The sequence below is a fragment of the Endozoicomonas ascidiicola genome (genome assembly GCF_001646945.1).
In the GTDB taxonomy this organism is placed as follows: domain Bacteria; phylum Pseudomonadota; class Gammaproteobacteria; order Pseudomonadales; family Endozoicomonadaceae; genus Endozoicomonas; species Endozoicomonas ascidiicola.
The window spans coordinates 744,800-768,506 of the sequence record NZ_LUTV01000001.1 but is presented as its reverse complement, the minus strand read 5'-3'; the positions used below and the strand labels follow the sequence as shown (position 1 = coordinate 768,506).

The 23,707-nt window shown below is 46.2% G+C and carries 26 protein-coding genes; 19 read left to right on the top strand and 7 right to left on the bottom strand.

Going from position 1 to position 23,707, the window contains the following annotated elements; genetic code table 11:
* Nucleotides 1-63 precede the first annotated feature (63 nt).
* Together hemJ and AKL11_RS03115 are read right to left on the bottom strand one after the other, a co-directional pair.
* Complete coding sequence (gene hemJ, locus AKL11_RS03120; RefSeq protein ID WP_067515136.1) at nucleotides 64-483, bottom strand: protoporphyrinogen oxidase HemJ; 420 nt, start codon at nucleotides 481-483, stop codon at nucleotides 64-66.
* Between the two features lie 81 nt (nucleotides 484-564).
* The gene (locus AKL11_RS03115) at nucleotides 565-2,151 is read right to left on the bottom strand and encodes a chloride channel protein (protein ID WP_095210123.1); all 1,587 of its coding nucleotides are present in this window, start codon (nucleotides 2,149-2,151) and stop codon (nucleotides 565-567) included.
* 120 nt (nucleotides 2,152-2,271) lie between these two features.
* On the opposite strand from AKL11_RS03115, the gene AKL11_RS03110 reads away from it, so the two are divergent.
* The 16 genes from AKL11_RS03110 (at nucleotide 2,272) to modC (ending at nucleotide 13,240) form a co-directional block, all read left to right on the top strand.
* Entirely contained in the window at nucleotides 2,272-2,652 is a 381-nt protein-coding gene (locus AKL11_RS03110) for a CidA/LrgA family protein (RefSeq protein ID WP_157673384.1), read from the top strand.
* Nucleotides 2,645-3,373: an LrgB family protein gene (locus tag AKL11_RS03105; RefSeq protein WP_067515134.1), complete on the top strand. Its 729-nt coding sequence runs from the start codon at nucleotides 2,645-2,647 to the stop codon at nucleotides 3,371-3,373. Before AKL11_RS03110 ends, AKL11_RS03105 begins: the two co-directional genes overlap by 8 nt.
* Before the next feature lie 4 nt (nucleotides 3,374-3,377).
* Nucleotides 3,378-3,593 carry a DUF3820 family protein gene (locus AKL11_RS03100; protein ID WP_067515133.1) on the top strand — a complete coding sequence of 72 codons (216 nt, stop codon included), beginning with the start codon at nucleotides 3,378-3,380 and terminating at the stop codon, nucleotides 3,591-3,593.
* Nucleotides 3,594-3,726: 133 nt separating this feature from the next.
* Entirely contained in the window at nucleotides 3,727-5,328 is a 1,602-nt protein-coding gene (locus AKL11_RS03095) for a YopJ family acetyltransferase (protein ID WP_067515132.1), read from the top strand.
* 33 nt (nucleotides 5,329-5,361) lie between these two features.
* Nucleotides 5,362-5,712: a HopJ type III effector protein gene (locus AKL11_RS03090; RefSeq protein WP_067515369.1), complete on the top strand. Its 351-nt coding sequence runs from the start codon at nucleotides 5,362-5,364 to the stop codon at nucleotides 5,710-5,712.
* Between the two features lie 78 nt (nucleotides 5,713-5,790).
* On the top strand, nucleotides 5,791-6,834 hold the full coding sequence (argC, locus tag AKL11_RS03085; RefSeq protein WP_067515131.1) for an N-acetyl-gamma-glutamyl-phosphate reductase: 1,044 nt from the start codon (nucleotides 5,791-5,793) through the stop codon (nucleotides 6,832-6,834).
* Between the two features lie 271 nt (nucleotides 6,835-7,105).
* Complete coding sequence (locus AKL11_RS03080) at nucleotides 7,106-7,729, top strand: YceH family protein (protein ID WP_172807237.1); 624 nt, start codon at nucleotides 7,106-7,108, stop codon at nucleotides 7,727-7,729.
* A gap of 45 nt (nucleotides 7,730-7,774) precedes the next feature.
* Nucleotides 7,775-8,221, top strand: coding sequence for a YcgN family cysteine cluster protein (locus AKL11_RS03075; RefSeq protein ID WP_067515129.1), 447 nt, complete (start codon nucleotides 7,775-7,777; stop codon nucleotides 8,219-8,221).
* A gap of 67 nt (nucleotides 8,222-8,288) precedes the next feature.
* Nucleotides 8,289-8,852 carry a molybdenum cofactor guanylyltransferase gene (mobA, locus tag AKL11_RS03070; RefSeq protein ID WP_067515128.1) on the top strand — a complete coding sequence of 188 codons (564 nt, stop codon included), beginning with the start codon at nucleotides 8,289-8,291 and terminating at the stop codon, nucleotides 8,850-8,852.
* Between the two features lie 18 nt (nucleotides 8,853-8,870).
* Nucleotides 8,871-9,407 (top strand): molybdenum cofactor biosynthesis protein B, encoded by a 537-nt coding sequence (moaB, locus tag AKL11_RS03065; protein WP_067515367.1) that lies wholly within the window; start codon nucleotides 8,871-8,873, stop codon nucleotides 9,405-9,407.
* A gap of 2 nt (nucleotides 9,408-9,409) precedes the next feature.
* On the top strand, nucleotides 9,410-9,901 hold the full coding sequence (moaC, locus tag AKL11_RS03060; RefSeq protein WP_342669743.1) for a cyclic pyranopterin monophosphate synthase MoaC: 492 nt from the start codon (nucleotides 9,410-9,412) through the stop codon (nucleotides 9,899-9,901).
* On the top strand, nucleotides 9,898-10,149 hold the full coding sequence (gene moaD / locus AKL11_RS03055) for a molybdopterin converting factor subunit 1 (RefSeq protein WP_067515127.1): 252 nt from the start codon (nucleotides 9,898-9,900) through the stop codon (nucleotides 10,147-10,149). The genes moaC and moaD overlap by 4 nt, the downstream gene beginning before the upstream one ends.
* 5 nt (nucleotides 10,150-10,154) lie before the next feature.
* On the top strand, nucleotides 10,155-10,610 hold the full coding sequence (moaE, locus tag AKL11_RS03050; protein WP_067515126.1) for a molybdopterin synthase catalytic subunit MoaE: 456 nt from the start codon (nucleotides 10,155-10,157) through the stop codon (nucleotides 10,608-10,610).
* 89 nt (nucleotides 10,611-10,699) lie between these two features.
* Nucleotides 10,700-11,485, top strand: coding sequence for a molybdate ABC transporter substrate-binding protein (gene modA, locus AKL11_RS03045; RefSeq protein ID WP_067515125.1), 786 nt, complete (start codon nucleotides 10,700-10,702; stop codon nucleotides 11,483-11,485).
* Nucleotides 11,486-11,492: 7 nt separating this feature from the next.
* On the top strand, nucleotides 11,493-12,173 hold the full coding sequence (gene modB, locus AKL11_RS03040; RefSeq protein ID WP_067515124.1) for a molybdate ABC transporter permease subunit: 681 nt from the start codon (nucleotides 11,493-11,495) through the stop codon (nucleotides 12,171-12,173).
* Nucleotides 12,167-13,240 carry a molybdenum ABC transporter ATP-binding protein gene (modC, locus tag AKL11_RS03035; protein ID WP_067515123.1) on the top strand — a complete coding sequence of 358 codons (1,074 nt, stop codon included), beginning with the start codon at nucleotides 12,167-12,169 and terminating at the stop codon, nucleotides 13,238-13,240. Before modB ends, modC begins: the two co-directional genes overlap by 7 nt.
* A 171-nt stretch (nucleotides 13,241-13,411) precedes the next feature.
* Here modC and AKL11_RS03030 read toward each other — a convergent pair whose 3' ends face one another.
* From AKL11_RS03030 to AKL11_RS03020, 3 genes are all read right to left on the bottom strand, one after another.
* Nucleotides 13,412-13,927 (bottom strand): general stress protein, encoded by a 516-nt coding sequence (locus tag AKL11_RS03030; protein ID WP_067515122.1) that lies wholly within the window; start codon nucleotides 13,925-13,927, stop codon nucleotides 13,412-13,414.
* 225 nt (nucleotides 13,928-14,152) lie between these two features.
* Nucleotides 14,153-14,362 (bottom strand): cold-shock protein, encoded by a 210-nt coding sequence (locus AKL11_RS03025; protein ID WP_067515121.1) that lies wholly within the window; start codon nucleotides 14,360-14,362, stop codon nucleotides 14,153-14,155.
* A gap of 345 nt (nucleotides 14,363-14,707) precedes the next feature.
* On the bottom strand, nucleotides 14,708-15,316 hold the full coding sequence (locus AKL11_RS03020) for a TVP38/TMEM64 family protein (protein WP_157673383.1): 609 nt from the start codon (nucleotides 15,314-15,316) through the stop codon (nucleotides 14,708-14,710).
* Between the two features lie 382 nt (nucleotides 15,317-15,698).
* Between AKL11_RS03020 and AKL11_RS03015 the strand changes: the two genes are divergently transcribed.
* The 3 genes from AKL11_RS03015 to ade all read left to right on the top strand — a co-directional run bounded on the left by AKL11_RS03015 (nucleotide 15,699) and on the right by ade (nucleotide 20,973).
* A complete protein-coding gene (locus AKL11_RS03015; protein ID WP_095210119.1) occupies nucleotides 15,699-17,054 on the top strand; it encodes an NCS2 family permease in 1,356 nt (451 codons plus the stop codon).
* Between the two features lie 42 nt (nucleotides 17,055-17,096).
* Nucleotides 17,097-18,875, top strand: a complete 1,779-nt coding sequence (locus AKL11_RS03010; protein ID WP_067515119.1) for an adenine deaminase C-terminal domain-containing protein — start codon at nucleotides 17,097-17,099, stop codon at nucleotides 18,873-18,875.
* Nucleotides 18,876-19,257: 382 nt separating this feature from the next.
* Nucleotides 19,258-20,973 carry an adenine deaminase gene (gene ade, locus AKL11_RS03000; protein WP_067515117.1) on the top strand — a complete coding sequence of 572 codons (1,716 nt, stop codon included), beginning with the start codon at nucleotides 19,258-19,260 and terminating at the stop codon, nucleotides 20,971-20,973.
* 62 nt (nucleotides 20,974-21,035) lie between these two features.
* Here the strand turns inward: ade and AKL11_RS02995 are convergent, their stop codons facing one another.
* Together AKL11_RS02995 and AKL11_RS02990 are read right to left on the bottom strand one after the other, a co-directional pair.
* Complete coding sequence (locus AKL11_RS02995; RefSeq protein ID WP_067515116.1) at nucleotides 21,036-22,265, bottom strand: dicarboxylate/amino acid:cation symporter; 1,230 nt, start codon at nucleotides 22,263-22,265, stop codon at nucleotides 21,036-21,038.
* Nucleotides 22,266-22,631: 366 nt separating this feature from the next.
* Complete coding sequence (locus tag AKL11_RS02990; protein ID WP_067515115.1) at nucleotides 22,632-23,546, bottom strand: SdiA-regulated domain-containing protein; 915 nt, start codon at nucleotides 23,544-23,546, stop codon at nucleotides 22,632-22,634.
* Nucleotides 23,547-23,707 lie beyond the last annotated feature (161 nt).

Here is a 23,707-nt window from a genome sequence, read left to right as displayed (position 1 = left end):
GAGGTTGTTTGTTAACCAGTGTGAATTAAAAGGCGCACTATCAGTACGCCTCATGCTCATTCGTCAGAAGGGTTTTACGACAACAAGAACGACAATACCCACCAGGAATAAAACAGGGATTTCATTGAATACCCGGAAAAACTTATGACTGTGCGTGCTGGTGCCATTGGCTAACTGTTTCATGTATCGGGCACACATATGGTGATAGCCCATAGTCAATACAACCAGCGTTAGCTTTGCGTGCATCCAGCCTGCGCTCATATAACCGGGAATATAATGCAGCAGCCAGAACCCAAGAACCAATGTGGCAATCATTGAGGGGGTGGCGATTCCCCGCATTAATTTTCGTTCCATTATAATGAAGCGGTCTTTGCTCACCTGATCTTCGCTCATGGCGTGATAAACAAAGAGCCGGGGCAAATAGAACAACGCAGCAAACCAGCAGACCACGGCAATAATGTGAAACGCTTTAATCCATAGCATAGAGGTGCCTTATTTATACGTTATTGATGAGCAGAGAGTAGCGAATATGACTTCATTTGAATAGCGGCTTACGACAGCTACCTACAACAACTGCCTGATGCTTGTACGAGTAATGACACCACAGGGTTTAGTTTTATTTTCTGCTTTTTGTTTGATGACCAACAACTGGTTAACTTTGTAATCATCCATCATCTTCAGTGCTTCATGGGCGGTTGATTGAATGTCAATGCTGTGTGCTGGCGGATTGCTCAAAACATCACTGCTGCGATTATCTACCATCAAGCTGGCAACACCGACCCGATTCAACAACTGTGCCATGGGCGATACCCGGATATTCAAGCCTTTTACCTGGAACTGCATGGCAAAAATCCCCTGCTGGCCGCAGAGTTGGCTGGAAGTCAGACAGGCAATCACGATGGACAACATCGCGGGCAAAATAATCTCAGAGCTTTGTGTCATTTCCAGCACGGTAACCAATGCCGCCAGCGGTGCCTGCAGAACGGCGGCCATCATGGCAATCATGCCAGTGACGGTATGAAAGGTAATTTGCGCGGTTGAAATATTGAAAAACTGGCTGGCAATCATCGTCATACAAGCACCGGTAGTTGCTCCCATCATCAATGAAGGACCAATGACCCCGCCGGGCACCCCAAGCCCGACGACAACTGCCGTAATGACCAGCTTCGCCAGTAATAAAATAACTAAGAAGCTGATGGTGAACGTTTCACCATGAAGCAGTGACTGAATGGTGTCATAACCAACACCCATGGTGGCTGGAATCAGTACACCCATAATCCCCATCAGTAGGCCTGCACAAAGCAGAGGTATCGTTAAACGTTTCTGTTTTTTCTTAATGGCAAACAGATTGACCCGAATAAACAGGGCCGCGAGTAAACCAATAATAAGGGCAGTAATAACGGTAAGAAGAAGCTCTTCTATAGAGGCCAGAGGGATTACCGGAATCTGAAAGGCGGTGGTGGAGCCATACACCGTCTGGGTGACCACCGACGCCATCACGGCAGACGCCATGATCGGAATAAAGCTCTCTAGAGTGTATTCCTTCATCACTACTTCCATGGCAAAAATAACACCAGCCATAGGAGTGTTAAACAATGCGGCAATGGCAGCAGCGGCACCACATCCGGCAAGGACGCCGAGAGTATTTGCCGGTAACCGCAAAATTTGCCCGAGATAACTGCCTACGCCTGCACCAATATGAACCGCAGGCCCTTCCCGACCAACAGAAAAACCACTGATCAGGGCGATGAATGCCCCGAAAAATTGAATGATCGTATTGCGAATCGGTAGCCAGCCCCGGTTCAGGGTCAGTCTTTCGATCACATGAGCAATACCGAAAGAACGCTGGTCCCTGGGGCATAATTTAATCAGCAGACTTAACAGTACGGCACCGGCAACAGGTGCAAAAAAACGAATTAGGGGTGAGAGCGATTCGTAGCCACTTTCCACAGATACAACGGTTGAAAATATCTGCTCTGGTATCAGTGAACGCTGAGAAAAAGCGCCAGCCAGATAAAGCATCTGCTCAAAAACAGCAAGAAACCCACCTGACAAAAGGCCGGTGAACAACGCAATCAGCGTGAGCTGCGGTAATGCTTCTGATTGTGCCAGACGCATTCTGAGCTTGTGTATGGAAGGCTTAGTAGGCATGGACGGCTGACGATGAAAACTAATAGGTCAATAGACAGGCGTAGTCTATCGAATTATGGGAAACAGTGCTGCACTTGATGTAAAATGCCCAGCTACCTTATTAACCTCTCAGTAAACGCTATGCCTTCAGGAATTCTGCCGGGAATTGTTACCTTGTTGTTCTTCACGGTCGCCGGAGAAATTGTCAACGATCTGTTCGATTTGCCAGTGCCCGGATCTGTCATCGGTTTGATTCTGCTCGTCGTTTATCTGCAGGTGTCGGCTAACGAAAGCGAAGGGTTGGATAAAGTGAGCCAGTTCTGTATTCGTTATCTGGCGGTGCTGTTTATCCCCGGCTGTGTGGGTATCTTCTTTTTAAGTGACCTTCTTCTACAACAATGGTTGCCTATTACCCTTGCCATGCTGGTGGCAACGCCGGTCTCACTGGTGCTGACGGCGTTACTGATGCAATGGTTGTTGAAACGTTTTGAAAAAGCGTCTGAGGGTGAGCATCATGGATGAGTTGTTCATCGCTGCTCATGGTTTGGCTTTTCGACAGCTGAATAACCCGGTGACGATTCTGCTGATTAACCTGGGAGCCTATCTTCTGGCAGAGAAGTTCTTTGTTCGGATGGGGCGAAAAGGTTGGTTCCATCCGCTTTTCAGCACCAGCCTGATTATCTTTCTGCTGCTTCGATTTACGCCGTTAGATTTTACGGCCTACAACGAGCACAGTGATTTACTGAAAATGCTGTTGGCGCCCTTCACCGTAGCGTTGGCCATACCGCTTTCGCGACAGCTGAATACATTAAGGCAGTTGGCGGGGCCTTTGGTGATTTCGCTGATTCTGGGCGGATTAATGGCCGTCACGCTGGGCATGGGTATGGCGCTGTTGTCTGGCGGTACGAAAGACGTTGTGGTGTCCATCTCGACCAAAGCGGTCACCACAGCGGTAGCTCTGGTGATGGGTGAACATTATGGCGCTATTATTCCGCTGGTGGCCGCAGTGGTGATTATTTCCGGTGTATTCGGTGGCATTGTCGGGCCGGCGTTATGCAGAGTGGCTGGGGTGACGGATCCAAGAGCCGTTGGTTTTGCCATGGGGGTGAATGCCCATGCCGGTGGTACCGCAAGAGCCTTTGAGCTGGATATTACCATGGGTGTTTATGCCAGCCTTGGCATGTGCCTTTGTGCGATCTATATGCCAATACTGGTGCCATGGCTGATTAAATGGATGATTTAACGGTATGTTTGAAAAAGAAGACCTGATTAAAGTCGCAAATCACACCATGCCTTTTGGGAAATACAGTGGTCGCCGGCTGATCGATTTACCCGAGCCTTATTTGCTCTGGTTTTCCGGGCAGGGAATGCCTCAGGGAGAGCTTGGGCGTTTGTTGGAACTTACTCTGGAAATCAAGATTAATGGGCTTGAAGATCTGCTTAAACCTTTGAAAGGTACTTAGTTTTTAGTTTTAGCGCCTTTAAGTACAAATGAACCATTTTGATGTTGCTGAGTCTAAAACTCACCGCTGCAAGGATTTCTTGGCCAACTACTTGTTGGCTGTTGAGCATCACAATCTCAAAATAGGTTATTAAATGGACTTACTCCCATCTTCCCTTCGCCAGCTTATTCTTACAAATCTAAACTTGACTAATGCGACGGATGTTAAATCGGGTAACCGTTACAGCGTAGTGCGTGTTACCCCAAAAATCCGTGCAAAGATACTCGGTGGTGTTGACTGGAAAGAATTACAAAATATAGACCGGCGCGAAATACGTGTGGTGAGTTATATTCCTCATGGAGCAAATGGTCTCTTCAACATAAAGACAGATAATCAGCATCAGCTGAGTCAGGATCAGTGGGTTGTGGAACCAATTGAGCTGTCCAGATCTTTATTGACCTATGAAATGCCTGAGGACTGCAAACAGATAAATTATTGCATTCAGCCTGTTGAGAGTGTTGAGGGCTTAACCTTTCTAGTGAAACTGCCAAAAATTGCCAGCGTCGAAGACGGCACAGAGTTCGTGGTAAGTAATCAATCGAACCATTTTACGCAATGCATACCTTCTGAACGCAGGCTTAAAATTGATGGAAAGTGTGATTGGCTCAGCCCCGGGCAGGCTGTGTTTTTGCGCAAGGAAAATGGAAGGTGGAGAGCTTATCAAAAAGTGGAAGAACATGTCGTTAATGGTGTTGCAGCAAACCCATTGGTGCGAGAGTCAGGCCCTGTTGTATGTGCAAAGGGAGGCGTTCTTAACTTTGAAAACGATGGTGAGTACTTTCTCACTAAACCGATGATTGAGCAGACATTGGCGGATAGACTTAAAAAGCTAAACAATTGTTTCCATTATCACTACTGCTTATCACTTGAAGATTTAGGGCTGGCTATTCGAGCAGCAATGCCCGAGCATTGTTACTTTATTTATGAAAATACGGAAAGCAATCATGTTGTTGCCGGCTTCGTTCACCATTCAGAAAATGACATGCTGTGCTATCTCCATGAAACGCTCGGTATCGAAAGTGAATACACAACACCTTTTGCAGCAGCGGTTCGTCAGAAAATTCAGAGTCTGTTTCCTGAAAAAAATCTGCGGATGATTGTGCCAAAAGAAAGAATGCAAAAAGACTTTGTCAGTTGTGGCGTCATGGCAATAAAAGCACTCTTGTTTTTTGCCAAGCGGGCAGATCAATTATTTTTAATATTGAACCAAATGGATAAGGCGAACCGAGCAATACCTCTGGAAACCATTTCAGTCAACACACTACCGGCAAAACTCATTAAACTTTGCCAAAGCTGTTCACTGCTGGAAAATCACCCAAATAAAGAGACAAAGGTAAATAGCAAAAAAACGCTTCTGGACTATGTAAACGATCACAAGGTCAGCCTTGCTGCTAGCAGTGGAGAAATCAGGGTCAATGCGTCTGCATATTTGAAGCGATATAAATACATGCAACAATATATTGAACGGCAGAAAGTGAGAGAGCCGACGTGGCTAGCTGATGTTGTTAAGCAGACATCACCAGTCAGAAAAAGAGGGTTGGACGAGGCATCAGAGCCGTTTACCGCGAAGAAGGGCTCTTTCGGCTTTCCACCTGATCACAATTATTTTGCTCCACATCCATCATTAGTAAAACCTCAAATTTCCAATTCCACCGATAGTTCAGGCTATTGCAGTGCTGGAGAGCCTGGCGACTGATGAATCATCAAACCAACCATGACGGTATACAAAATGTCTTTGACTCAATTGCTTGAACAAGTCCGTAATCAGCCAGATCAAGTTGAGTTCCAGGCAGTCATAACCGTGATTGCTGATCATTACGATTACACACCCACTCGTTTTACCAATGGCACGCAAATTAATGAAGCAGGCACGAACGAAGGTTCGTGCAAAATTCTGTCATTTGGGCAGCTGAACCAGTTAAGCTCTGAAGAGGCTCTGGCCTGCTTTGGCAGCTTCTATCGGGACGAGGTTTTGAACGATCCCGCAGGAACCAGTCACGGGAATATTCGGGCATTTATGGGCACAGGTTGGTCCGGTGTTTCTTTTGATCACCCGCCGCTAGTGCTTAAAGAGAAATGAGTGGTCATCTTATTTTAATATGTCATAATTAGTCTAATTTTAAGAATAATTATTCATTATTGAAGTGGGAGTCTACAGATGATCAAAGTGGGCATAGTCGGGGGAACCGGCTACACCGGTGCTGAGCTGCTGCGGCTGTTATCGGTTCATCCTGAAGTTGAGCTGAGCATGATCACTTCCCGCTCCGAAGCTGGGAAATCCGTCAGTGAATTATTCTCCGGGCTGCGTGGTCAGTGTGATCTCCAGTTCTCACAGCCGGATAATAAGCTGCTTTCATCTTGTGATCTGGTCTTTTTTGCCACTCCTAATGGTATTGCCATGGAATCCGTTCCTGAATTGCTGGATGCGGAAGTGAAAGTTATTGATCTGGCAGCTGACTTCCGCCTGAGCGACACTGACACTTGGCAGCAGTGGTATGGTGTAGAGCACGCTTGCCCAGATGTTCTCGCAGAGGCGGTATACGGCTTGCCAGAAATGAACCGTGATTCGATTTCCAGCGCACGTTTGGTGGCGAACCCAGGCTGCTACCCCACTGCTACTCAGTTGGGTTTATTACCCCTGATCCGTGAAGGTCTGGTAGACGGAAATGTTATCGTAGATGCCAAGTCGGGCGTCAGTGGCGCTGGCCGAGCGGCCAATGTCGGCACGTTATTGTGTGAAGCCTCTGAGTCATTCAAGGCTTATGGTGTACCAGGACATCGTCATCTACCTGAGATTAAACAGGGGATTTCCCGCATGGCAAAAACGGGCGTTGAAGCATTTACTGGTGAGTTGGTTTTTGTGCCTCACCTGACGCCAATGATCCGTGGTATCCATTCGACAATGTACTGTTCCGTCAAAGATCACAGCATCGATCTGCAAAAGCTCTTTGAAGCGACGTTTGAAACTGAGCCATTTGTAGATGTGCTGCCAGCTGGCAGTCATCCAGAGACCCGTTCGGTGCGTGGCTGTAACCAGTGTCGTATTTCTGTGCATCGCCCGCAGGGTGGCGATACCGTGGTGATTCTCTCCGTCATTGATAATCTGGTCAAAGGTGCGGCTGGTCAGGCAATTCAGAATATGAACATTATGTTTGGCTTTGATGAGATAACTGGTTTGGATTTTCCTGCAGCCATGCCGTGAATAATGACAGAATCAGAATAACAGTATTTTGATTCTGTCATTTCCATGAATTATTTTTTGTTTAATGATATAAGCGCAATGTCTTATACCAATGGCGCTTTTAAATTATGGAGTGAGCAAGTTATTTTGGGTGACTGGTCAAGGCGAAGAGACAAGTCATAGCCATAGCTATGGCGAGGAACTTCAACGCAGATCCAGTCGGTCAAAATGGCTGTGCAGCCCATAATTTAAAAGCAGAATTGGTATTACCCAGAGGAGCTGTCTCGTGGATATGCGCTTGTCCCTGAACGAAACCCGTGTGATTGGCTGCCTGCTCGAAAAAGAGAGCACCACTCCGGATCAATACCCTCTCTCCCTCAATGGCTTAACCAACGCCTGTAATCAGAAAAGTAACCGCGAGCCAGTACTTAACCTTGCAGAATCGGAAGTTCTTAATACCCTTAATCAATTGAAGACTGAACGATTGATCAGTGAAGAATCCGGTTCAAGAGTCAGTAAATACCGCCATCGTTTCTGCAACACTGAATTCGGTAGTCTCCAGTTAACGGATCAGGAACGTGGCATCGTCTGCGTACTTTTCCTTCGCGGCCCACAAACCCCTGGTGAATTGCGCAGTCGTACCGGTCGCCTTGCCGAATTTACGGATGTTCGTCAGGTGGAAGAGGTGTTAAAACAGATGGCTGAGCGGGAAATGGTGGTGCAACTTCCCCGGGAAGCAGGAAAACGGGAAAGTCGTTATGCCCACTTGTTCTCCGGTGAAATTGATGTGTCGGCAGTGAATCAGAGTGATTTGATTGCTGACGATAAAGCCCGAATCCGCGAACTTGAACACGAAATAGTGATTCTCAAAGCCGAAGTTGAACGCTTGAACCGGCTGCTTGGAAGTACTTCTTAAAAACATGTTTTAAGACCATTTCTTAAGACAAAAGCGGATAAATTGATGACTGAACCATTCTGGCAGAAAAAGACCTTAACAGAAATGACCCCTGAAGAGTGGGAGTCGTTGTGCGATGGCTGTGGTCGCTGCTGTTTGAATAAAGTCATTGATGCGGATACAGAAGAAGTTCATACGACAGCAATAGCCTGTCGTTTGCTGGATCTGGAAACCTGTCAGTGCAAACAATACAAACATCGTCGTAAATTCGTGGATGACTGTATTAAATTTACTCCGAAAACCATGCATGAGCATCTTGTGTGGCTGCCAGATAGCTGCGCATACAACCTGCTGTATCACGGTTATGATTTGCCAGAATGGCATCCTTTGGTGACCGGTGATCCGAACTCCGTTCATGAAGCCGGTTTTTCTGTGCGTGGTAAAGGCATGGTTTCTGAAGAAGAACTTCCGGACCCTTCAGAATGGTTTGATTACATTATTCGCGTGAAGTGAGCCATTGCTAACGTAAGTGATGTAAAAACTTGTCAGGCTATAGAAAAACCTTAGACTTAGTGACCCTATGAAAGTTCACAGTACGCTTTATGGTCTGGTGTTGGCTGGCGGTCGTTCATCCCGAATGGGGGAAGACAAATCCCGGCTGCTCTGGCAAGGCAAACCGCTCTATCAACATATGATTCATCTGCTGCATAAAGCAGGTATTGAGCAGGTGTTGTTAAGCGGCGCGGGTTTTCCTGAAAAAACCGTGGAAGACCTTGTGCCTGGAAGAGGCCCTTTAAGCGGTATTCATGCAGCTCTGATGTCGCTGGAATACGGCGAACGCCTTCTGGTTATTCCGGTGGATATGCCATTGGTGCCACTAGAAGCCATACAAACACTTTACGAGCAAAGTGATAAACAACAGCTGTGCTGTTTTGACGGCTTCAATCTGCCGGTTGTGATTCCCGTGACGGAAGACTCCAGACGAGTGATTGTAGAGAAAATTCAGAGTGATAACCCCAAAGATTATGCGCTTTGGCGGCTCTATCAGGCATTAGGTGGAAAGACGATTCCGTTGCCTGAGGATAGGATTCAGCTTTTCAGTAATGCGAACACGCCAGAAGAGTGGCGTCGTATAAACCATTGATTGGAGGTAGAGTGGCACATGGCTCATCACCACGTAGACGAGTTTATCCCTGTAAATATTGCGGTATTGACCGTATCAGATACCCGGACTGAAGAAACAGATACCTCAGGAAAACTGCTGGTGGATCTGTTGGCTGAAGCCGGACATCAGTTGGTGGATAAGGCGATCGTTAAAGATGATATCTACAAAATCCGTGAAATAGTGTCTCGCTGGATTGCCACCGATGCGGGAACGCCTGATTGCGTTCAAGCCATCCTCGTGACTGGCGGCACTGGTTTCTCTGGTCGTGATTCTACACCAGAAGCTCTGCTCCCTATTTTCGATAAACAGATAGACGGCTATGGTGAGTTGTTTCGTCACCTCTCCTACGCACAGATCAAAACCTCAACCATTCAGTCCCGTACGGTTGCCGGCATGGCGAATGGAACGGTTATTTTTGTGATGCCTGGTTCCAATAATGCCTGCAAAACCGCATGGGAAGGCATTATTCATGATCAGCTGGATAGCCGTCATCGCCCTTGTAATTACATTGAACACCTGAAAAAGGCGGGCTGATTGTGTCTCTGACCCATACCGACAGTGAAGGTAAGGCCAGCATGGTAGATGTGGGCGATAAAGATATCACCCGCCGTGAAGCCAGAGCTGAAGGTTATATTTATATGGCGCCAGAGACGCTGGCGATCGTAAAAGACAATGGCCTGAAAAAAGGCGATGTTTTGGCTGTAGCTCGTATTGCTGGTATTCAGGCAGCCAAGCAGTGCAGTCATTTAATACCCCTGTGTCATCCATTGATGCTGAACTTTATTGGTGTTGAGTTTCAACTGGATGTTGAGCATTCAAGAATCCGAATCGAAACCTGCTGTCGTTTAAGTGGTAAAACCGGTGTTGAAATTGAAGCACTGACGGCCGCTTCTGTTGCCGCCCTGACAATCTACGATATGTGTAAGGCGGTGGACAAAGAGATGCATATCGAAGGTATTCGTGTACTGGAAAAAAGTGGCGGGCGCAGTGGTCACTATGTATACGGCACTGAACAGGTGGAAGCATGATCAAGGTGTTGTTTTTTGCCAGTTTCCGGGAAAAACTCAAGTGCGAAGAGCTGCTAGTGGATGAAGGCAGTTATCCCGAGTTACTTTCCTCTCTAAAAAGTCAGTTGGCGGAAAAAGGCGACGACTGGCGTGAAATAATGATGAGTGAAAAAACATTGGTGGCTGTGAATCAAACCATGACTCGAAAAGACGTCAGTTTGAAATCCGGCGATGAAGTGGCTTTTTTTCCACCGGTTACCGGAGGTTAATATCGTTGATTTCCATACAAGCTGAAGACTTTATTCCCAGTGAAGAATATGCACGGCTGGAGGGCGATAAGTCCTCCGGCGGTATCGTCACCTTTACGGGTACCGTTCGTGATATGAATCTGGGCGATCAGGTAGGTGGTTTATTTCTGGAGCATTATCCGGGTATGACCGAAAAAGCGCTTCAGGAAATTATTGATGAAGCGAAACAACGCTGGGAACTGATTGGGGTTCGGGTTGTCCATCGTATTGGGCAAATGTATCCCGGTGATCGTATTGTGTTTGTAGGTGTCAGTAGCGCTCACCGGAAAGAAGCGTTCGCAGCTTGTGAATTCATCATGGACTATCTAAAAACAAAAGCGCCGTTCTGGAAAAAAGAAACGACAGATGACGGGGATCGCTGGATTGAAGAACGTGCCTCAGATCAGGAAGCTGCGGATAGTTGGAATAATAAGTTGGGTTAATAAATCGTTGGTTCAATAAAAAGAGGTTGCTCAGGTTGAAAAAGCTTGTTCTGGTAGTATCCCTGCTATTTTTATCGATAGCAGGCAGGGTGGCTATAGCGGAAACATTGAAGGTGGCGGTAGCGGCAAATTTTAAACCAACACTTGAAGATTTGGCTGAAAAGTTTGAGCAGGAAACTGGCCATAAGTTACTGATTTCAGCGGCATCTACCGGCATTCTTTTTAATCAGCTAGTGAATGGTGCTCCGTTTGATATTTTCCTGTCGGCAGATCGTCAACGTCCAGGAATGCTGAAGGAAAAAGGTATGATTCTGCCTGGCAGCCAGCACACCTATGCAATGGGTGAGCTGGTGCTCTGGAGCCCGGGCGAGTCGACGACACTGGTCGAATTGAGAGATAACAAGGCACGTCTTGCCATCGCCAACCCTGCCATTGCACCTTATGGTTTGGCAGCGCAACAGTTGCTGGAAAATCTGGGTATATGGTCGTATGTTGAATCCCGGTTAGTGAAGGGCGCCAGTATTCAACAAACCTGGCAGTTTGTGGTCAGCGGGAATGTGCCAGTAGGTTTGGTGGCAAAAGCGCAGATGGTTGATGGTGATCAGTATACGGTGATGCCCTATGAATATTATGATCCAATTCAACAGGATATGGTGATACTGAAAAGAACACAGCACCCTGACGCGGCTAAACAATTTGTAGAATTTATCCTGTCAGAGTCTGCACAGTCATTGATTGAAAGCCACGGCTATTTCTCTGTTGTAAAAAAAGATAAAGACGGCTCTCTGATAGAAAAAGCGCTAATAGACAAAGCTCCAATAGACAGAGCTCGAATAGACAGAGCTCGAATAGAAAGCACACTGATAAAGGATTAATTCTAACGTGCTGATCACGGCCATCTGGGTGACTTTGAAACTGGCAACCATTACCACAATTATTCTATTGTTGTTGTCTATCCCGTTGGCTTGGTGGCTGGCCAACATGCAGAGCAGAATCCGCCCGATTCTGGAAGCCATTGTCGGATTGCCGATGGTGTTGCCGCCCACTGTGCTCGGTTTTTATTTGCTATTACTCTTTTCCCCTAACTATGCCGCGGGGCAGGCGTGGTTATCATTGACCGGTTCTACCCTTGCTTTCAGTTTTACCGGGCTGGTGGTTGCTTCTGTTATCTACTCCATGCCATTCGTGGTTCAGCCGTTGCAGCGGGCATTTGAACAGTTGGATAAAGGGCTGCTTGAAGCCGCGGCTATGATGGGCGCCGGCGCAATGGATCGTTTTTTCAACATTGTATTACCTTGTTCCCGAAGAGCATTGGTGTTGGCTGGTTGCATGGGTTTTGCTCATACCATCGGAGAGTTTGGTGTTGTGCTGATGATCGGCGGCAATATTCCCGGGGAAACCCAGGTATTGTCCATTGCGCTATTTGATGCCGTTGAATCCCAATCCTTTGAGATGGCGCATCAGATTGCCGGTGGATTATTGTTGTTTGCCATGGTGCTTCTGGTGTTTCTCTACAGTCTGGATCGCCGCTCCGGCAAAAGTTCAGGTAGCCGTGTATGTTGAACATAACCCTTCAATTACCACGGGATCGATTTGTGCTGGACGTTGATATCAGTCTTGATGGTGATTCGATCTGGGCAATTATGGGGCGTTCGGGATGTGGTAAAACCTCATTGCTGAGGGCGATTGCAGGCTTGGAATCTGGAGCGAAAGGGAAAATATCTTTTCATGGTCAGGTTTGGTTGGATACTGATAAACAGATTTGTATAGCACCCGAACAGCGTCGTATTGGTTATATCTTTCAGGAAGCGCGATTATTTCCACATCTTGATGTTATGGGCAATCTGCAGTTTGCCCGCCAACGAGCCTGTCGGCGAGACAATGCGTTTTCTTTCTCCCACGTTGTTGAACAACTGGGTATTGACCATTTATTAGGGCGCCGCATTCAAGCACTGTCTGGCGGCGAAAAACAACGGGTAGCCATTGCCAGAACATTATTAAATGCCCCTGATTTATTATTGATGGATGAACCTCTGGCCTCTCTGGACTGGACATCAAAAACCACGATCCTGCCAATATTAAGAAATCTCCAGAAAGAATTTGGTATTCCGGTAATCTTTGTCAGCCATGCCAGAGAAGAGGTGGCAAGGTTGGCGGATAACATGCTATTGATTGACCATGGGCGAGTAAAATTGCAGGGTGAGTGTCGTCGATTATTCATCAGTATGGACTCTGACTTAATTAGCGATGATGGTGCGTTATCTATCTTAGAAGCTGACGTTACTGATCATGATGAGGATCATGGTTTAACAGAACTGTCTCTTGGCCGTCAGAAGCTATTGGTTAATTGGGTGAATGCGGAAGTCGGGACGCGCCTGCGAATACTGCTACCAGCACAGGAAGTGAGTATTGCTACAGAAGATCTTGATTGTTTAAGTATTCAGAACCGGCTCGCTGTTATGGTTGAGACAATGAAAGAGCTGGGTAATAGAAATGTTCTACTGTCATTATCTACAGAAGGCCAAACCGTTCAGGCGGTGGTTACCTGTCGAGCGGTAGATATGTTGGGAATATCCATAGGCAAACCCGTGTTTGCCTACTTCAAAGCATCGTGCCTGAATGTGGTCTGATTATTAGTTAGTCGTAAGTAGTTGACCAAATGAAATCATATTTTCTGAGCAAGTGGCCAGCCACTCTACTGCGTTACAACTCTGGTCACATAGCTACGGCTATGCTCCCGGCGTTGTGCCTTGCATAGTAACTGTCCACTCACTCAGAAATATTCGATTCCATTTGCACAACTACTTATGTGTTTCAACACTGTCGTGTTCAGTGTTTTCCATAAGCACTTTGGATGCTTCAGCTACTTTGTTTTCGACATCGTTATAGAGCACCAGAAAACTTCCGGCGGAAAGGGAATTCTCGTATCGTACGATGCTGTCTTTTGGAATCCCCATGCCAGCCAAACCACCGCCAAGTGCAGAAAGGCCCCCCATAACAGCAGCACCTTCCAAGCCACCAACAATGGCGGCCGCCAGAGGGCCTGCAATCACCAGTGGTCCAATGCCTGGAATGACAAAGAACGCAGCGCCGACAAGAATACCCCAGAGACCACCCCAGAAAGCACCGATCTTTCCCCAGGCTTTCATTCGGTCACCAGTGTTGTAATAACCAACAACGTGCTCTTCGGTATGGTAATCATTGCCAACCACCGAAATCTTTTTCATATCAAAACCCGCTTTCTGCAACTGTTTAACAGCGTCGTCTGCAGCATGATGGGTTTTATACGTCGCAACACAGGCATTTGGAGTATCCATAGTAATGCTCCAGCATTTGGGAGGGGAGTTTTCTTAAAGTGTTCTAGAAGCCTGTCGGACTTAGCCGACAGGCTTCTAGCCTTATAAAAGTAGAAGACGATGATTATCCGTCAAACAATTTGAATATACGGAGTAGTGAAAGTGATGAATTAATATGGGGGAAACGGATGCATAAAAAAAGAGCACCGATGTGCTCTTTTTTGGAAGTTCAGGCCAATAGAAAGCTTAAGATCTTTCTACGTTTGCAGCCTGAAGACCTTTTTGACCTTGCTCTACTTCAAAGGATACTGGTTGTCCTTCAGCGAGAGTCTTGAAGCCGTCGCCAGCAATAGCACGGAAATGAACGAAAACGTCTGGACCACCGTTGTCCTGAGCGATAAAGCCGTAGCCCTTTTCTTCACTGAACCACTTTACCGTTCCGGTCGATTTAGACATGCAATGTCTCCTAATTTTTCTATAAAAATGCGCTATACACGCGTTAAGCCAAAGGTGTAGTCACATCTTCATAATTCTATTTAAAAGTTGAGCATTTAGAGCAAACTGTACTTAAAATAAGAAGTGGTGTGACGATCAGGAAGCACTAAAAAAGCTGTACGATTTTCGTTCTTCTCTTTCATGGCCAATAGGAACTCTAATAGCTGTCACAAGGGATGTCAAAGAAATTATCAAGATTCACAAGGCAAAAAAATGCGTTAATAAATGGCGGTTTCAATCACTGAATTTACTAGCACGAACATATAATCAATTCATTGATTTACATGCAGCTTTCTATACAAGTAGTTATTCGGAAAGCCCTTTTTTGAGTAATATTTCTGCAATGATTCTCTGGCCAATATAAACAATACCGACGACTGAAATGGTCGTTCCTGCCACCATCAGGATCATGGGTAGATTATTTTGTGTTGGGTGTTGGAGCAAATACACCAGATCTCTGGCCTGAATGCCAATCCAAAGTGAAGCCAGTGTTCTTGGTAACATTCCAGCTAAACCCGCAATGAGGAATACCTTAAGGGGGACTTTGATCGCAGGCAAGATGAGATTCATCAGTGAAAATGGCAACACCGGAGATATTCTGACCAAAACCATCATCAACCAATGATGATTCTTTAATTCCACAAGCGCTAACCGGGCATTTGATTGAAGCGGTAACGAATTAATCAGTTGGCCATTATCCAATTGTTTACCAAGCATAAAGCCAATCAACGAGGCAGTGGGGTAGGAGAGTAATATATAGAAGAGCGCTTGCCATCCAAGAAAGTAACCGCTAATTAACGCAATCAATGTTGATGGCGTCAGCGCCATGCTCATGGTGAATGTACTGGCTAGAAAAAGTAAGCTCCATTGAGCAATCGTCAGATTATTCAGAGCACTTTGAAAGTGAATCGCCATGGTTGTTACTAATGTACTTCCAAATAGGGAAGCGATACTGACCAAACCCATCAACGAAAAGATGCGCCGGTTTTTGCGGATAAAAGCGCGCTGTGAAAAAAGGGTTTTGATCGAAAAATATTTCACGGTCAGACGTTGTTTATGAAGTTACGACATCCTAGTGGGTTTTATGAATAAATAACAACCACTCTTACACTCTCTTAACATGCATATTTTGAGAGCTGCAAAGCCCAGGTGTAAAGTGGCTGTGTTTGCACGACTTCGTGTAGGTAATTTCACCAACTGGCTGATTTTTATGGTGAAAATAATTCGAACGCTCATATAATAATTTTGAACGAACGTAGTCGTTCTTTATTTCACCATTGAGCCATTCGAGTTTGTAATGACCACTGCGACCCTTGAAGCATCCCGTCATCTCGTTGATTCCCAATGTCCGCCACCGGAAAAAACCGGATGGATAGAACGTCACTTTCAACTGCAGGCGAATGGTACCCACCTTCGTCAGGAAGTGATGGCGGGCATCACAACCTTTATGACGATGGCTTACATTATCTTTGTGAATCCGCAAATCCTGTCTGCTGCAGGGATGGATGCACAGGCCGTGTTCGTCACCACCTGTTTGATCGCCGCCATCGGCAGTATCGCCATGGGCGTAGTGGCGAATCTGCCCATTGCCATGGCGCCGGCCATGGGGTTGAACAGTTATTTTGCTTTTGTGTTAGTGGGTGGTATGGGGCTGGCCTGGCAAACAGGCATGGCAGTGATTTTCTGGGGCTCCTTATTGTTCGCTGCGGCGGCGGTATTTCGAACCTACATTATCACCAGCATTCCACTGAGTTTGCGCATCGGCATTGCCACGGGTTGTGGCTTGATGATTGCCCTGGTCGGATTACACAACGCTGGCATTATTGTTGCCACGCCCAGCACGATGGTGACCATTGGGGATGTGCGTTCTATTCCTTTTGTGTTGGGTTGTGGCAGCTTCTTGCTCATGATGGTGCTGGTTCAGCGTGGGTTTAAAGCCGCGGTGCTGATTTCCATTATGGCGATCACCTTTATTGGCTGGTTACTCGGCGACATTGAGTATCAGGGAATCGCTTCGCTGCCACCGAGCGTTGCACCTGTTTTTGGCCAACTGGACTTAATGGGAGCGCTGGATATCAGTCTGGCTGGCGTCATTATTTCCGTTATGTTGGTCAGCTTGTTTGAATCTGCCGGCACCTTTGTTGCTGTGACCGATAAAGCGGGTCTGGCTGATGAAACAGGCAACTACCCTAATGCGACAAAATCATTGTTTATCGACAGCCTCAGTTCTGCTGCCGGTGCTTTTATGGGAACGTCTTCCGTTTGCCCGTATGTAGAAAATGCAACAGGTGTCGTAGAAGGCGGCCGTACCGGATTAATGGCCGTGGTTGTGGGTGTGCTGTTTCTGCTGGCCATTTTCTTCTCACCATTAGCAGGCATGATTCCAGGTTATGCCACGGCGGGCGCATTGATTTATGTCGGACTGTTGATGACCTCCGAGTTGACCCGAGTGCAATGGCACGATCTCACCGAGGCTGTTCCTGCGTTTGTCGCCACCGTCATGATTCCTTTCAGTTTTACTCTGACGGAAGGCATTGCTACCGGTTTTATTACTTACACGGTTTTAAAGCTGGCTTCAGGACGCAGAAAAGAAGTGTCCCCCGTCTGCCTGTTACTGACTGCGGTATTTATAGCTCGTTACGCTTTTTTATAACAAACCACTCTACGTTTTAAGACCATTTAAGTTGAGCAAACCATGATTAAAGAAAACCTGCGTGACCTTATTGACGCTGGCGCTGCCCGTATCCCTGCTGATCTGGTGATCAAGAATGGACAGCTGGTGAATGTTACCTCTTCTGAAATCTATCCTGCGGACATTGCCGTTTATCGCTCCAGAATTGTGGCGACAGGTGACGTAGAAGCGTATATCGGTGACAACACACAAATTATTGATGCCGAAAATAAGTATCTGGTACCGGGCTTGATTGATGGTCATCTGCACATTGAGTGCAGCAAAATGTCCATGACCAGTTTTGCCAAAGCCGTTGTGCCCTGTGGCACGACCAGCATTGTTTCCGGTCTGGATCAGTATCTGGTCACCGCTGGGTTGGAAGGCGTTCGGGAAGTGCTGGATGAAATCAATGGAGGCCCTTTAAAGGTTTTCTGGGGCTTGCCATTTACCACACCTTATACACTTCCAGAATCCACCGTTGGCTTTAATGTCACGCCGGACGTGCATCAGAAAGTGCAGAAATGGCCAGAAGTATTTGGTGTATGGGAAACCGTTTCCGAGTTTGTGGAAAACAAACACGACGGAGTGATGAAAGCGATCGAATATGCGGGTGAAAACAATCTTCCTGTCTTCGGTTGTGCGCCCATGACAACGGGCACACGTTTGAACTCTGTACTGTGTGCCGGCGTTCGTCTGGATCACGAAAGTTATGACCATATTGAAGCTATGGAAAAAATCCGCAAGGGCATGTTCCTGCTGATTCGTGAATCCTCTATTTCTCACTTCCTTAATGAAAACATGAAGGTCGTGACGCATATCAACCCACGGGTTGCCCGTCGCGTCAGCTTCTGTACCGATGATGTGATTCCTTCAGAAATTCTGGAAAACGGGCATATGGATAAACTGATTCGTATGACCATTGCCGCTGGTGTTGATCCAATCACTGCCATTCAGATGGGCTCTTTAAACAGTGCTGAAGCGTATCGTATTGATCATCTTGTCGGTTCCATCTCTCCAGGAAAAATTGCCGATATTCTTCTGGTAGAAGACCTGCGCAAGTTCAATATTGATAAAGTGATTGCCAAGGGCAAGCTGGTGGTGGATGGCGGAAAAATGGCCGTTGATCTGCAGGCTCCCGCTCGCAGCGATATTCTTTCTTCAAAGCTGAAAATCCCGTCCATCACACCGACAGATATGAAGGTGTATACCGACCTGAAAACGGACAAGGTGAATGTCCTGTCCATGGAAGTGGACTTTGATGTGCCATTTGTTCGCCGCCGTCATGATGTGCAGCTGAAGGTTGAGAATGGTGTAGTGCTTCCGGATGTGGAAAACGACGTACTCTATGCAACAGTGGTTGAACGATTCGGCAAAAATGGCAACAAGGCAGTTGCCTTTGTGTCAGGCTGGAAGCTGACTGCTGGCGCTATGGCCAGCTCCAAAGCACCAGACGACAACAACATTGTTTGTATTGGCACTAACTCAGAAGATATGTCCATCGCTATTAACTATCTTGCAGAAAAAGGCGGTGGTCAGGTGATTGTGAAAGACGGTGAGGTAGTTGATTTTATCCATCTGCCTATCTGCGGTATTACGTCTGATATTAGCCCCGAAGACATGGCAGCGGCAGAATTGAAAATGAAAGCTGTGGCTCGTGAACTGGGCTGTGATTTGCCGGATCCGGTATTCTACATGTGCTGTCTGGAGATTACTGCGATTCCTGATTACGCCATGACCGACCTTGGAGCGGTCAGCTTTGCCGATCAGGCGGTGTTTAACCCTGTGTTGAGTACTGCTGAATAATCGTTCAGTTCAAGCTTCGTTTCCATGCCCCCGAGACTGTCGCAAAGATCCATACACCTCGTTCCCATGCTACAGCGTGGGAATGCAGAACATCAGAGTTTCCAGCTCCCACGCAAGGCATGGGAGCCGGGGTTGGAGGGTTTTGCGACAACCTCGAAGTATGGGAACGCATACGACATCTATATATGCATTCCTACGCCACAGAGGGTGTCGCAAAACTCCAAACATCTCGTTCCCATGCTTTTATGCCCTTTGGGCATTGCGTGGGAATGCATACCCTTGAATTTTCAAAGGGTTAGAAGTATGGGTTCCCACGCAAAGCATGGGAACCAGGGCTTTTGCGACACTCTCCACAGCATGGGAACGAGATTGCAGTCAAAATATGAAACAATTGATTGATATGGCGGCTGGCCGCACCCCAGTAGATACGCTGATTATTAACTGTCAGGTCGTTGACGTCTTTAACCAGCGGTTGGTGGATGGCCCTCTGGCGCTTGGCTTGGGAAAAGTTATTGGCATTGGTCAATACGAAGCCAAAGAAGTGATTGATGCCCAAGGCGGTATCGTCATGCCGGGTCTGATAGACAGCCATGTTCATATAGAATCATCGTCTATTACTCCTCCTCAGTTTGCCCGTATAGTTTTGCCTCACGGCACCACCACTGTAATTGCTGACCCCCATGAAATTGCTAATGTCTGTGGTTTGGATGGCATCCGTTACATGTTGGATGCCTCTAAAGATCTGCCATTAAACGTCAAAATCATGCTGCCATCCTGCGTACCCGCCACACCGTTTGAAGCAGCAGGCGCAAAATTGATGGCGGAAGATCTGGCAGAACTGATCAGTCATCCGGATGTACTGGGTGTTGGTGAAGTGATGGATTTCCCCGCAGTGATTAATTGTGATGAAGCCATGTTGGCTAAATTGAAGTTGGCTCATGATTACGGCTACATTGCTGACGGTCATAGTCCGGGGTTAAAAGGTAAAGACCTTCAGGCTTATGCCATGTCGGGCATCAAAACCGATCATGAATGTTCCAGCGTTGACGATATGCTGGCTCGTATTCAAATGGGAATGTACGTTCAGATTCGTGAAGGTTCTGCCTGCAAAGATCTGGTTGAACTGGTTAAAGGTGTTAATGCCGGTAATGCACGACGTTGTCTGTTTTGTACTGATGACCGTGAGCCTAAAGATATTATTAATGGCGGGCATATCAATAAAAACCTGCGTCTAGCGGTAGAAGAGGGCATTGATCCGATCACCGGCATTACCATCGGCTCTTTAAATGCAGCAGAGTGTTATGGGTTAAAGAAAAAAGGGGCTCTGGCTCCAGGCTATGATGCGGATGTGGTGATTGTTGAGGACTTAATCTTATTTAATGTGCGTCGTGTCATCTGCGCAGGTCGTGAAGTTGTCCGTAATGGCGAGTTGATGGTGGATATTCAGGATTATCATTGTTCATCTGTTTTGAATACCGTCAATTTGGCGCCTATCAGTTTAGAGGATTTTAAGCTGCCATTGACGTCTGAAAAGGCGCGAGCCATTGGTGTGCTGCCAGGCGGTGTATTAACCCAGGCGCTTGAAGTGAGAGTGTTGTCTGATAAGCATGGTCTGTTTGATCCAAAACTCAATTCAGGCCTTAATAAGCTGGCAGTGATTGAACGGCACAAAGCATCTGGCAATATGTCCATGGCTGTTCTGGCTGATTATGGTTTAACCAATGGGGCGATAGCGACAACGGTTTCTCATGATTCCCACAATATTGTGGTGGTGGGGGATAATGATGAGGATATGCTGAAAGCGGTTAAGCAGGTGGAATCCATTGGCGGCGGGTTTGTTCTGATTCACAATGGTGAGGTAATTGGCGAGCTGCCATTACCGATTGGTGGATTAATGTCCGATCAGAATGCCGAATCTGTTGCGAAGACTATGGGTGAATTATTGGAAAAAGCACGAAGCGCTCTAAAGGTGAATGCGGATATCCAACCAATAATGACGCTGGTGTTTATGAGTTTGCCAGTTATTCCTGAACTAAAGCTGACGTCAAATGGATTATTTGATGTGCGCAGTTTTTCGTTTACGGAAACAAGTATTTAATTAGTAATATTTAAAAAGGGAGTTAGTTTGATGGCTAACTCCCTCTGTAGAAAAATCTGTGATTAAACAGCAACTTTCACTTCAGTTGCTGTTTCTACTCCAGTGGCTTCTGCTGATAGCTCACCATCCTTATTGAACAACCCTTCCAGCATCAGTGTAATAGCACCGTCGCCTGTTACGTTACAGGCTGTGCCAAAGCTATCCTGCAGTGCAAATACCGCAAGCAGCAGAGCAACACCGGCTGGATCAAAGCCAAGTACGCCAACAACGATACCCATGGAGGCCATGACCGTACCGCCAGGCACGCCAGGTGCGCCCACCGCAAAGATACCGAACAGAACAATAAAGACGATCATGGTGCCGAAAGATGGCAGGCTTCCGTAAAGCATCAGGGAGATAACCATACAGAAGAAGGTTTCAGTCAGCACAGAACCACAAAGGTGGATGGTGGCGCCCATGGGAACCATGAAGTCTACGGTTTCTTTACTCAGCACTTTAGATTTGCGGGCACAGCTTAACGCAACTGGCAGAGTGGCGGCACTGGACATGGTGCCGACAGCGGTCAGGTAGGCGGGGCCATAATGCTTAATAACTTCCAGAGGATTCTTGCCAGAAATAGCGCCGGCAATGCTGTACAGAACAAACAACCACACCGCATGACCCACCAGCGCCAATACGACAACTTTCAGGAATACTGGCAATTGTTGAGTCAGCGTACCTTCGTAGGCAAGGCCGGCAAAAGTAGTGGCAATAAAGAATGGTAGTACCGGGATGATCATATTTTTTACGACCATCATCATCATATTTTCAAACTCAAACAGCGCTTTTTCGATGGCTTCTGCTTTTGTTGCCAGCGCGGTTACACCCAAAACAATGGCGGTCACCAGCGCTGTCATGACGGACATAATAGGCGGAATATTTAGCTGAAATGCAGCTTCAGGTACATTGCGCAGAGTTTCCATGGACGTAGGAACGGACATGTGAGGAATGATCAGAAGACCCGCCACGAATGCCATGGTGGCAGCGCCAACAGCCGACAAATAGGAAATAGTTAAGCCAGCCCCCAGCATTTTATTGGCATTCTGTCGTAATTTGGTGATCGCTGGTGCAATGAACGCAATAATAACCAAAGGAATGGTATAGAAAATAAATTGACCAATGACGTATTTTATTGAGCTGACAACGCTCATTACTTGTTCATTGGCAATCAGGCCAATAACAATACCGACCACAATACCAATCAACAGTTTGTTGATCAGACCCCATTCGCTTTTTGATGTATTTTCACTCATAACGGCATTCCTGAGATAAATGAGTGCTAGATGAATAATTAATGATCAGCTGAACAGTGAAAAGTTGATCACTATATTATGCTTGAGAGTATGGCTTGGTTTTTTAACGGGGGGATATTATATTTTTGTAAGTTTTAAGTGTTGATAAATGTCAGTGTTTTGAAAGCTTCTGTGAGGCGGCCATATTTAATTTACTTCTGTTTTTTGGTTTAACATATATTTGATTTTTATTTAGATATTTTTTATTTAGATGTTTTTTATTTGGATTTTAAATTCCCAGTTGATTTTACTCTTTTGTCAGGTGAGTGATTATTCTCACCTGATTCACTAACGTTTCAGGGTGTGATGCCCGTCTCAATATAATAGCTAGGTTTCTGTATTGCGTGAGAATTTATAGAACAGGTTAGGCTCACTGATGACGTATAAGTTGCCATTATCATCCATCGTTATTCCTTCGGCTTGAGGAACCGTATTATCTAAACCATGCCAGCCTTTACCAAGTTCCAAAAAACTGATGTTATCGCCCCTGGCGTTAATTTCACTGACAAGATTGGACTCATGACTTAATACAAGTAGGTTCCCGCTATTGTGGTCAAAATGTAAGCCGGACAAGTCATTGTTGCGTTTCTTTGCCGCTTTGCTTAGCGCTTTTGATTTTTTAATGCTTACTTGAGAGGGTGAGCCATCACTTACTAAACCATAAACCTTATAGAGGCGCATGGGGTCTCGTTCTCGAACCACAAAAATTGCATTGTCAGTTGGATCCCAGGCAACGCCTTCGAACCCTTTGTTGTCTCCTGACTCAAACCCCATTGTAAAGCTAGGAAAGTCTTGTTTATTGAGTTCGGATGTTTCTGGAGTAATGGTCAGTTTTACTAAACTCTGGTCTCGCTCGTCGGCAACAATAAACTGGTCATCACCAACCCAGGTAATGGCTTCAACATCGCGGAAATTTCTTAAAGGAATCCGACGAACTATATCTCCATCCAGTGTCAGTTCAAATACCTCGTTTTGCCCATTTATAACGATAAACAACGAGTTAGTTATGGGGCTCCATGTGATTCCAGATGCATTGTCGGTTATTCCATCAAGTGTTTTAGGCTCAGTAGCTATAAAATAGTTCGGTAGCCAAATTGATCGTTCTTTAACTGATTCAGTTGTTGTTTCATTTATATGCCAGGCTCGAAACACATCGTCAGTGCCTAGTATTTTTATAGTTGATATAATGAGTACAAGTGAAGAAAGAGCTATCCAGTACTTCTTAAAGGGTAATGTTTTCAAACCAAGGCTCGCCGTTTTAATACTTGTTAAGCGGTGATACTCGTATATTTGTTTTTATAATTGAATCTAGGAGGCTGTCGGACTTGAAAGTAAAAACCGGAGATGGGCCGCAATAAAGTCAAAAATCACAGAATCCAGTCTGGAAGTGCTGTTTATGTCGT

Excerpts from the sequence above, each read along its gene's own strand:
- AKL11_RS02995 (WP_067515116.1), bottom strand. The coding sequence starts at position 22,265 with ATGAGTGAAAATACATCAAAAAGCGAATGGGGTCTGATCAACAAACTG.
- AKL11_RS03100 (WP_067515133.1), top strand. The coding sequence starts at position 3,378 with ATGTTTGAAAAAGAAGACCTGATTAAAGTCGCAAATCACACCATGCCT.
- AKL11_RS03010 (WP_067515119.1), top strand. The coding sequence starts at position 17,097 with ATGATTAAAGAAAACCTGCGTGACCTTATTGACGCTGGCGCTGCCCGT.
- AKL11_RS03020 (WP_157673383.1), bottom strand. The coding sequence starts at position 15,316 with ATGGCGATTCACTTTCAAAGTGCTCTGAATAATCTGACGATTGCTCAA.
- moaD (WP_067515127.1), top strand. The coding sequence starts at position 9,898 with ATGATCAAGGTGTTGTTTTTTGCCAGTTTCCGGGAAAAACTCAAGTGC.
- AKL11_RS03080 (WP_172807237.1), top strand. The coding sequence starts at position 7,106 with ATGCGCTTGTCCCTGAACGAAACCCGTGTGATTGGCTGCCTGCTCGAA.
- argC (WP_067515131.1), top strand. The coding sequence starts at position 5,791 with ATGATCAAAGTGGGCATAGTCGGGGGAACCGGCTACACCGGTGCTGAG.
- AKL11_RS03095 (WP_067515132.1), top strand. The coding sequence starts at position 3,727 with ATGGACTTACTCCCATCTTCCCTTCGCCAGCTTATTCTTACAAATCTA.
- ade (WP_067515117.1), top strand. The coding sequence starts at position 19,258 with ATGAAACAATTGATTGATATGGCGGCTGGCCGCACCCCAGTAGATACG.
- modC (WP_067515123.1), top strand. The coding sequence starts at position 12,167 with ATGTTGAACATAACCCTTCAATTACCACGGGATCGATTTGTGCTGGAC.
- moaB (WP_067515367.1), top strand. The coding sequence starts at position 8,871 with ATGGCTCATCACCACGTAGACGAGTTTATCCCTGTAAATATTGCGGTA.
- AKL11_RS03075 (WP_067515129.1), top strand. The coding sequence starts at position 7,775 with ATGACTGAACCATTCTGGCAGAAAAAGACCTTAACAGAAATGACCCCT.
- AKL11_RS03090 (WP_067515369.1), top strand. The coding sequence starts at position 5,362 with ATGTCTTTGACTCAATTGCTTGAACAAGTCCGTAATCAGCCAGATCAA.
- mobA (WP_067515128.1), top strand. The coding sequence starts at position 8,289 with ATGAAAGTTCACAGTACGCTTTATGGTCTGGTGTTGGCTGGCGGTCGT.
- AKL11_RS03115 (WP_095210123.1), bottom strand. The coding sequence starts at position 2,151 with ATGCCTACTAAGCCTTCCATACACAAGCTCAGAATGCGTCTGGCACAA.
- AKL11_RS03110 (WP_157673384.1), top strand. The coding sequence starts at position 2,272 with ATGCCTTCAGGAATTCTGCCGGGAATTGTTACCTTGTTGTTCTTCACG.
- AKL11_RS03030 (WP_067515122.1), bottom strand. The coding sequence starts at position 13,927 with ATGGATACTCCAAATGCCTGTGTTGCGACGTATAAAACCCATCATGCT.
- AKL11_RS03025 (WP_067515121.1), bottom strand. The coding sequence starts at position 14,362 with ATGTCTAAATCGACCGGAACGGTAAAGTGGTTCAGTGAAGAAAAGGGC.
- AKL11_RS03105 (WP_067515134.1), top strand. The coding sequence starts at position 2,645 with ATGGATGAGTTGTTCATCGCTGCTCATGGTTTGGCTTTTCGACAGCTG.
- hemJ (WP_067515136.1), bottom strand. The coding sequence starts at position 483 with ATGCTATGGATTAAAGCGTTTCACATTATTGCCGTGGTCTGCTGGTTT.
- AKL11_RS03015 (WP_095210119.1), top strand. The coding sequence starts at position 15,699 with ATGACCACTGCGACCCTTGAAGCATCCCGTCATCTCGTTGATTCCCAA.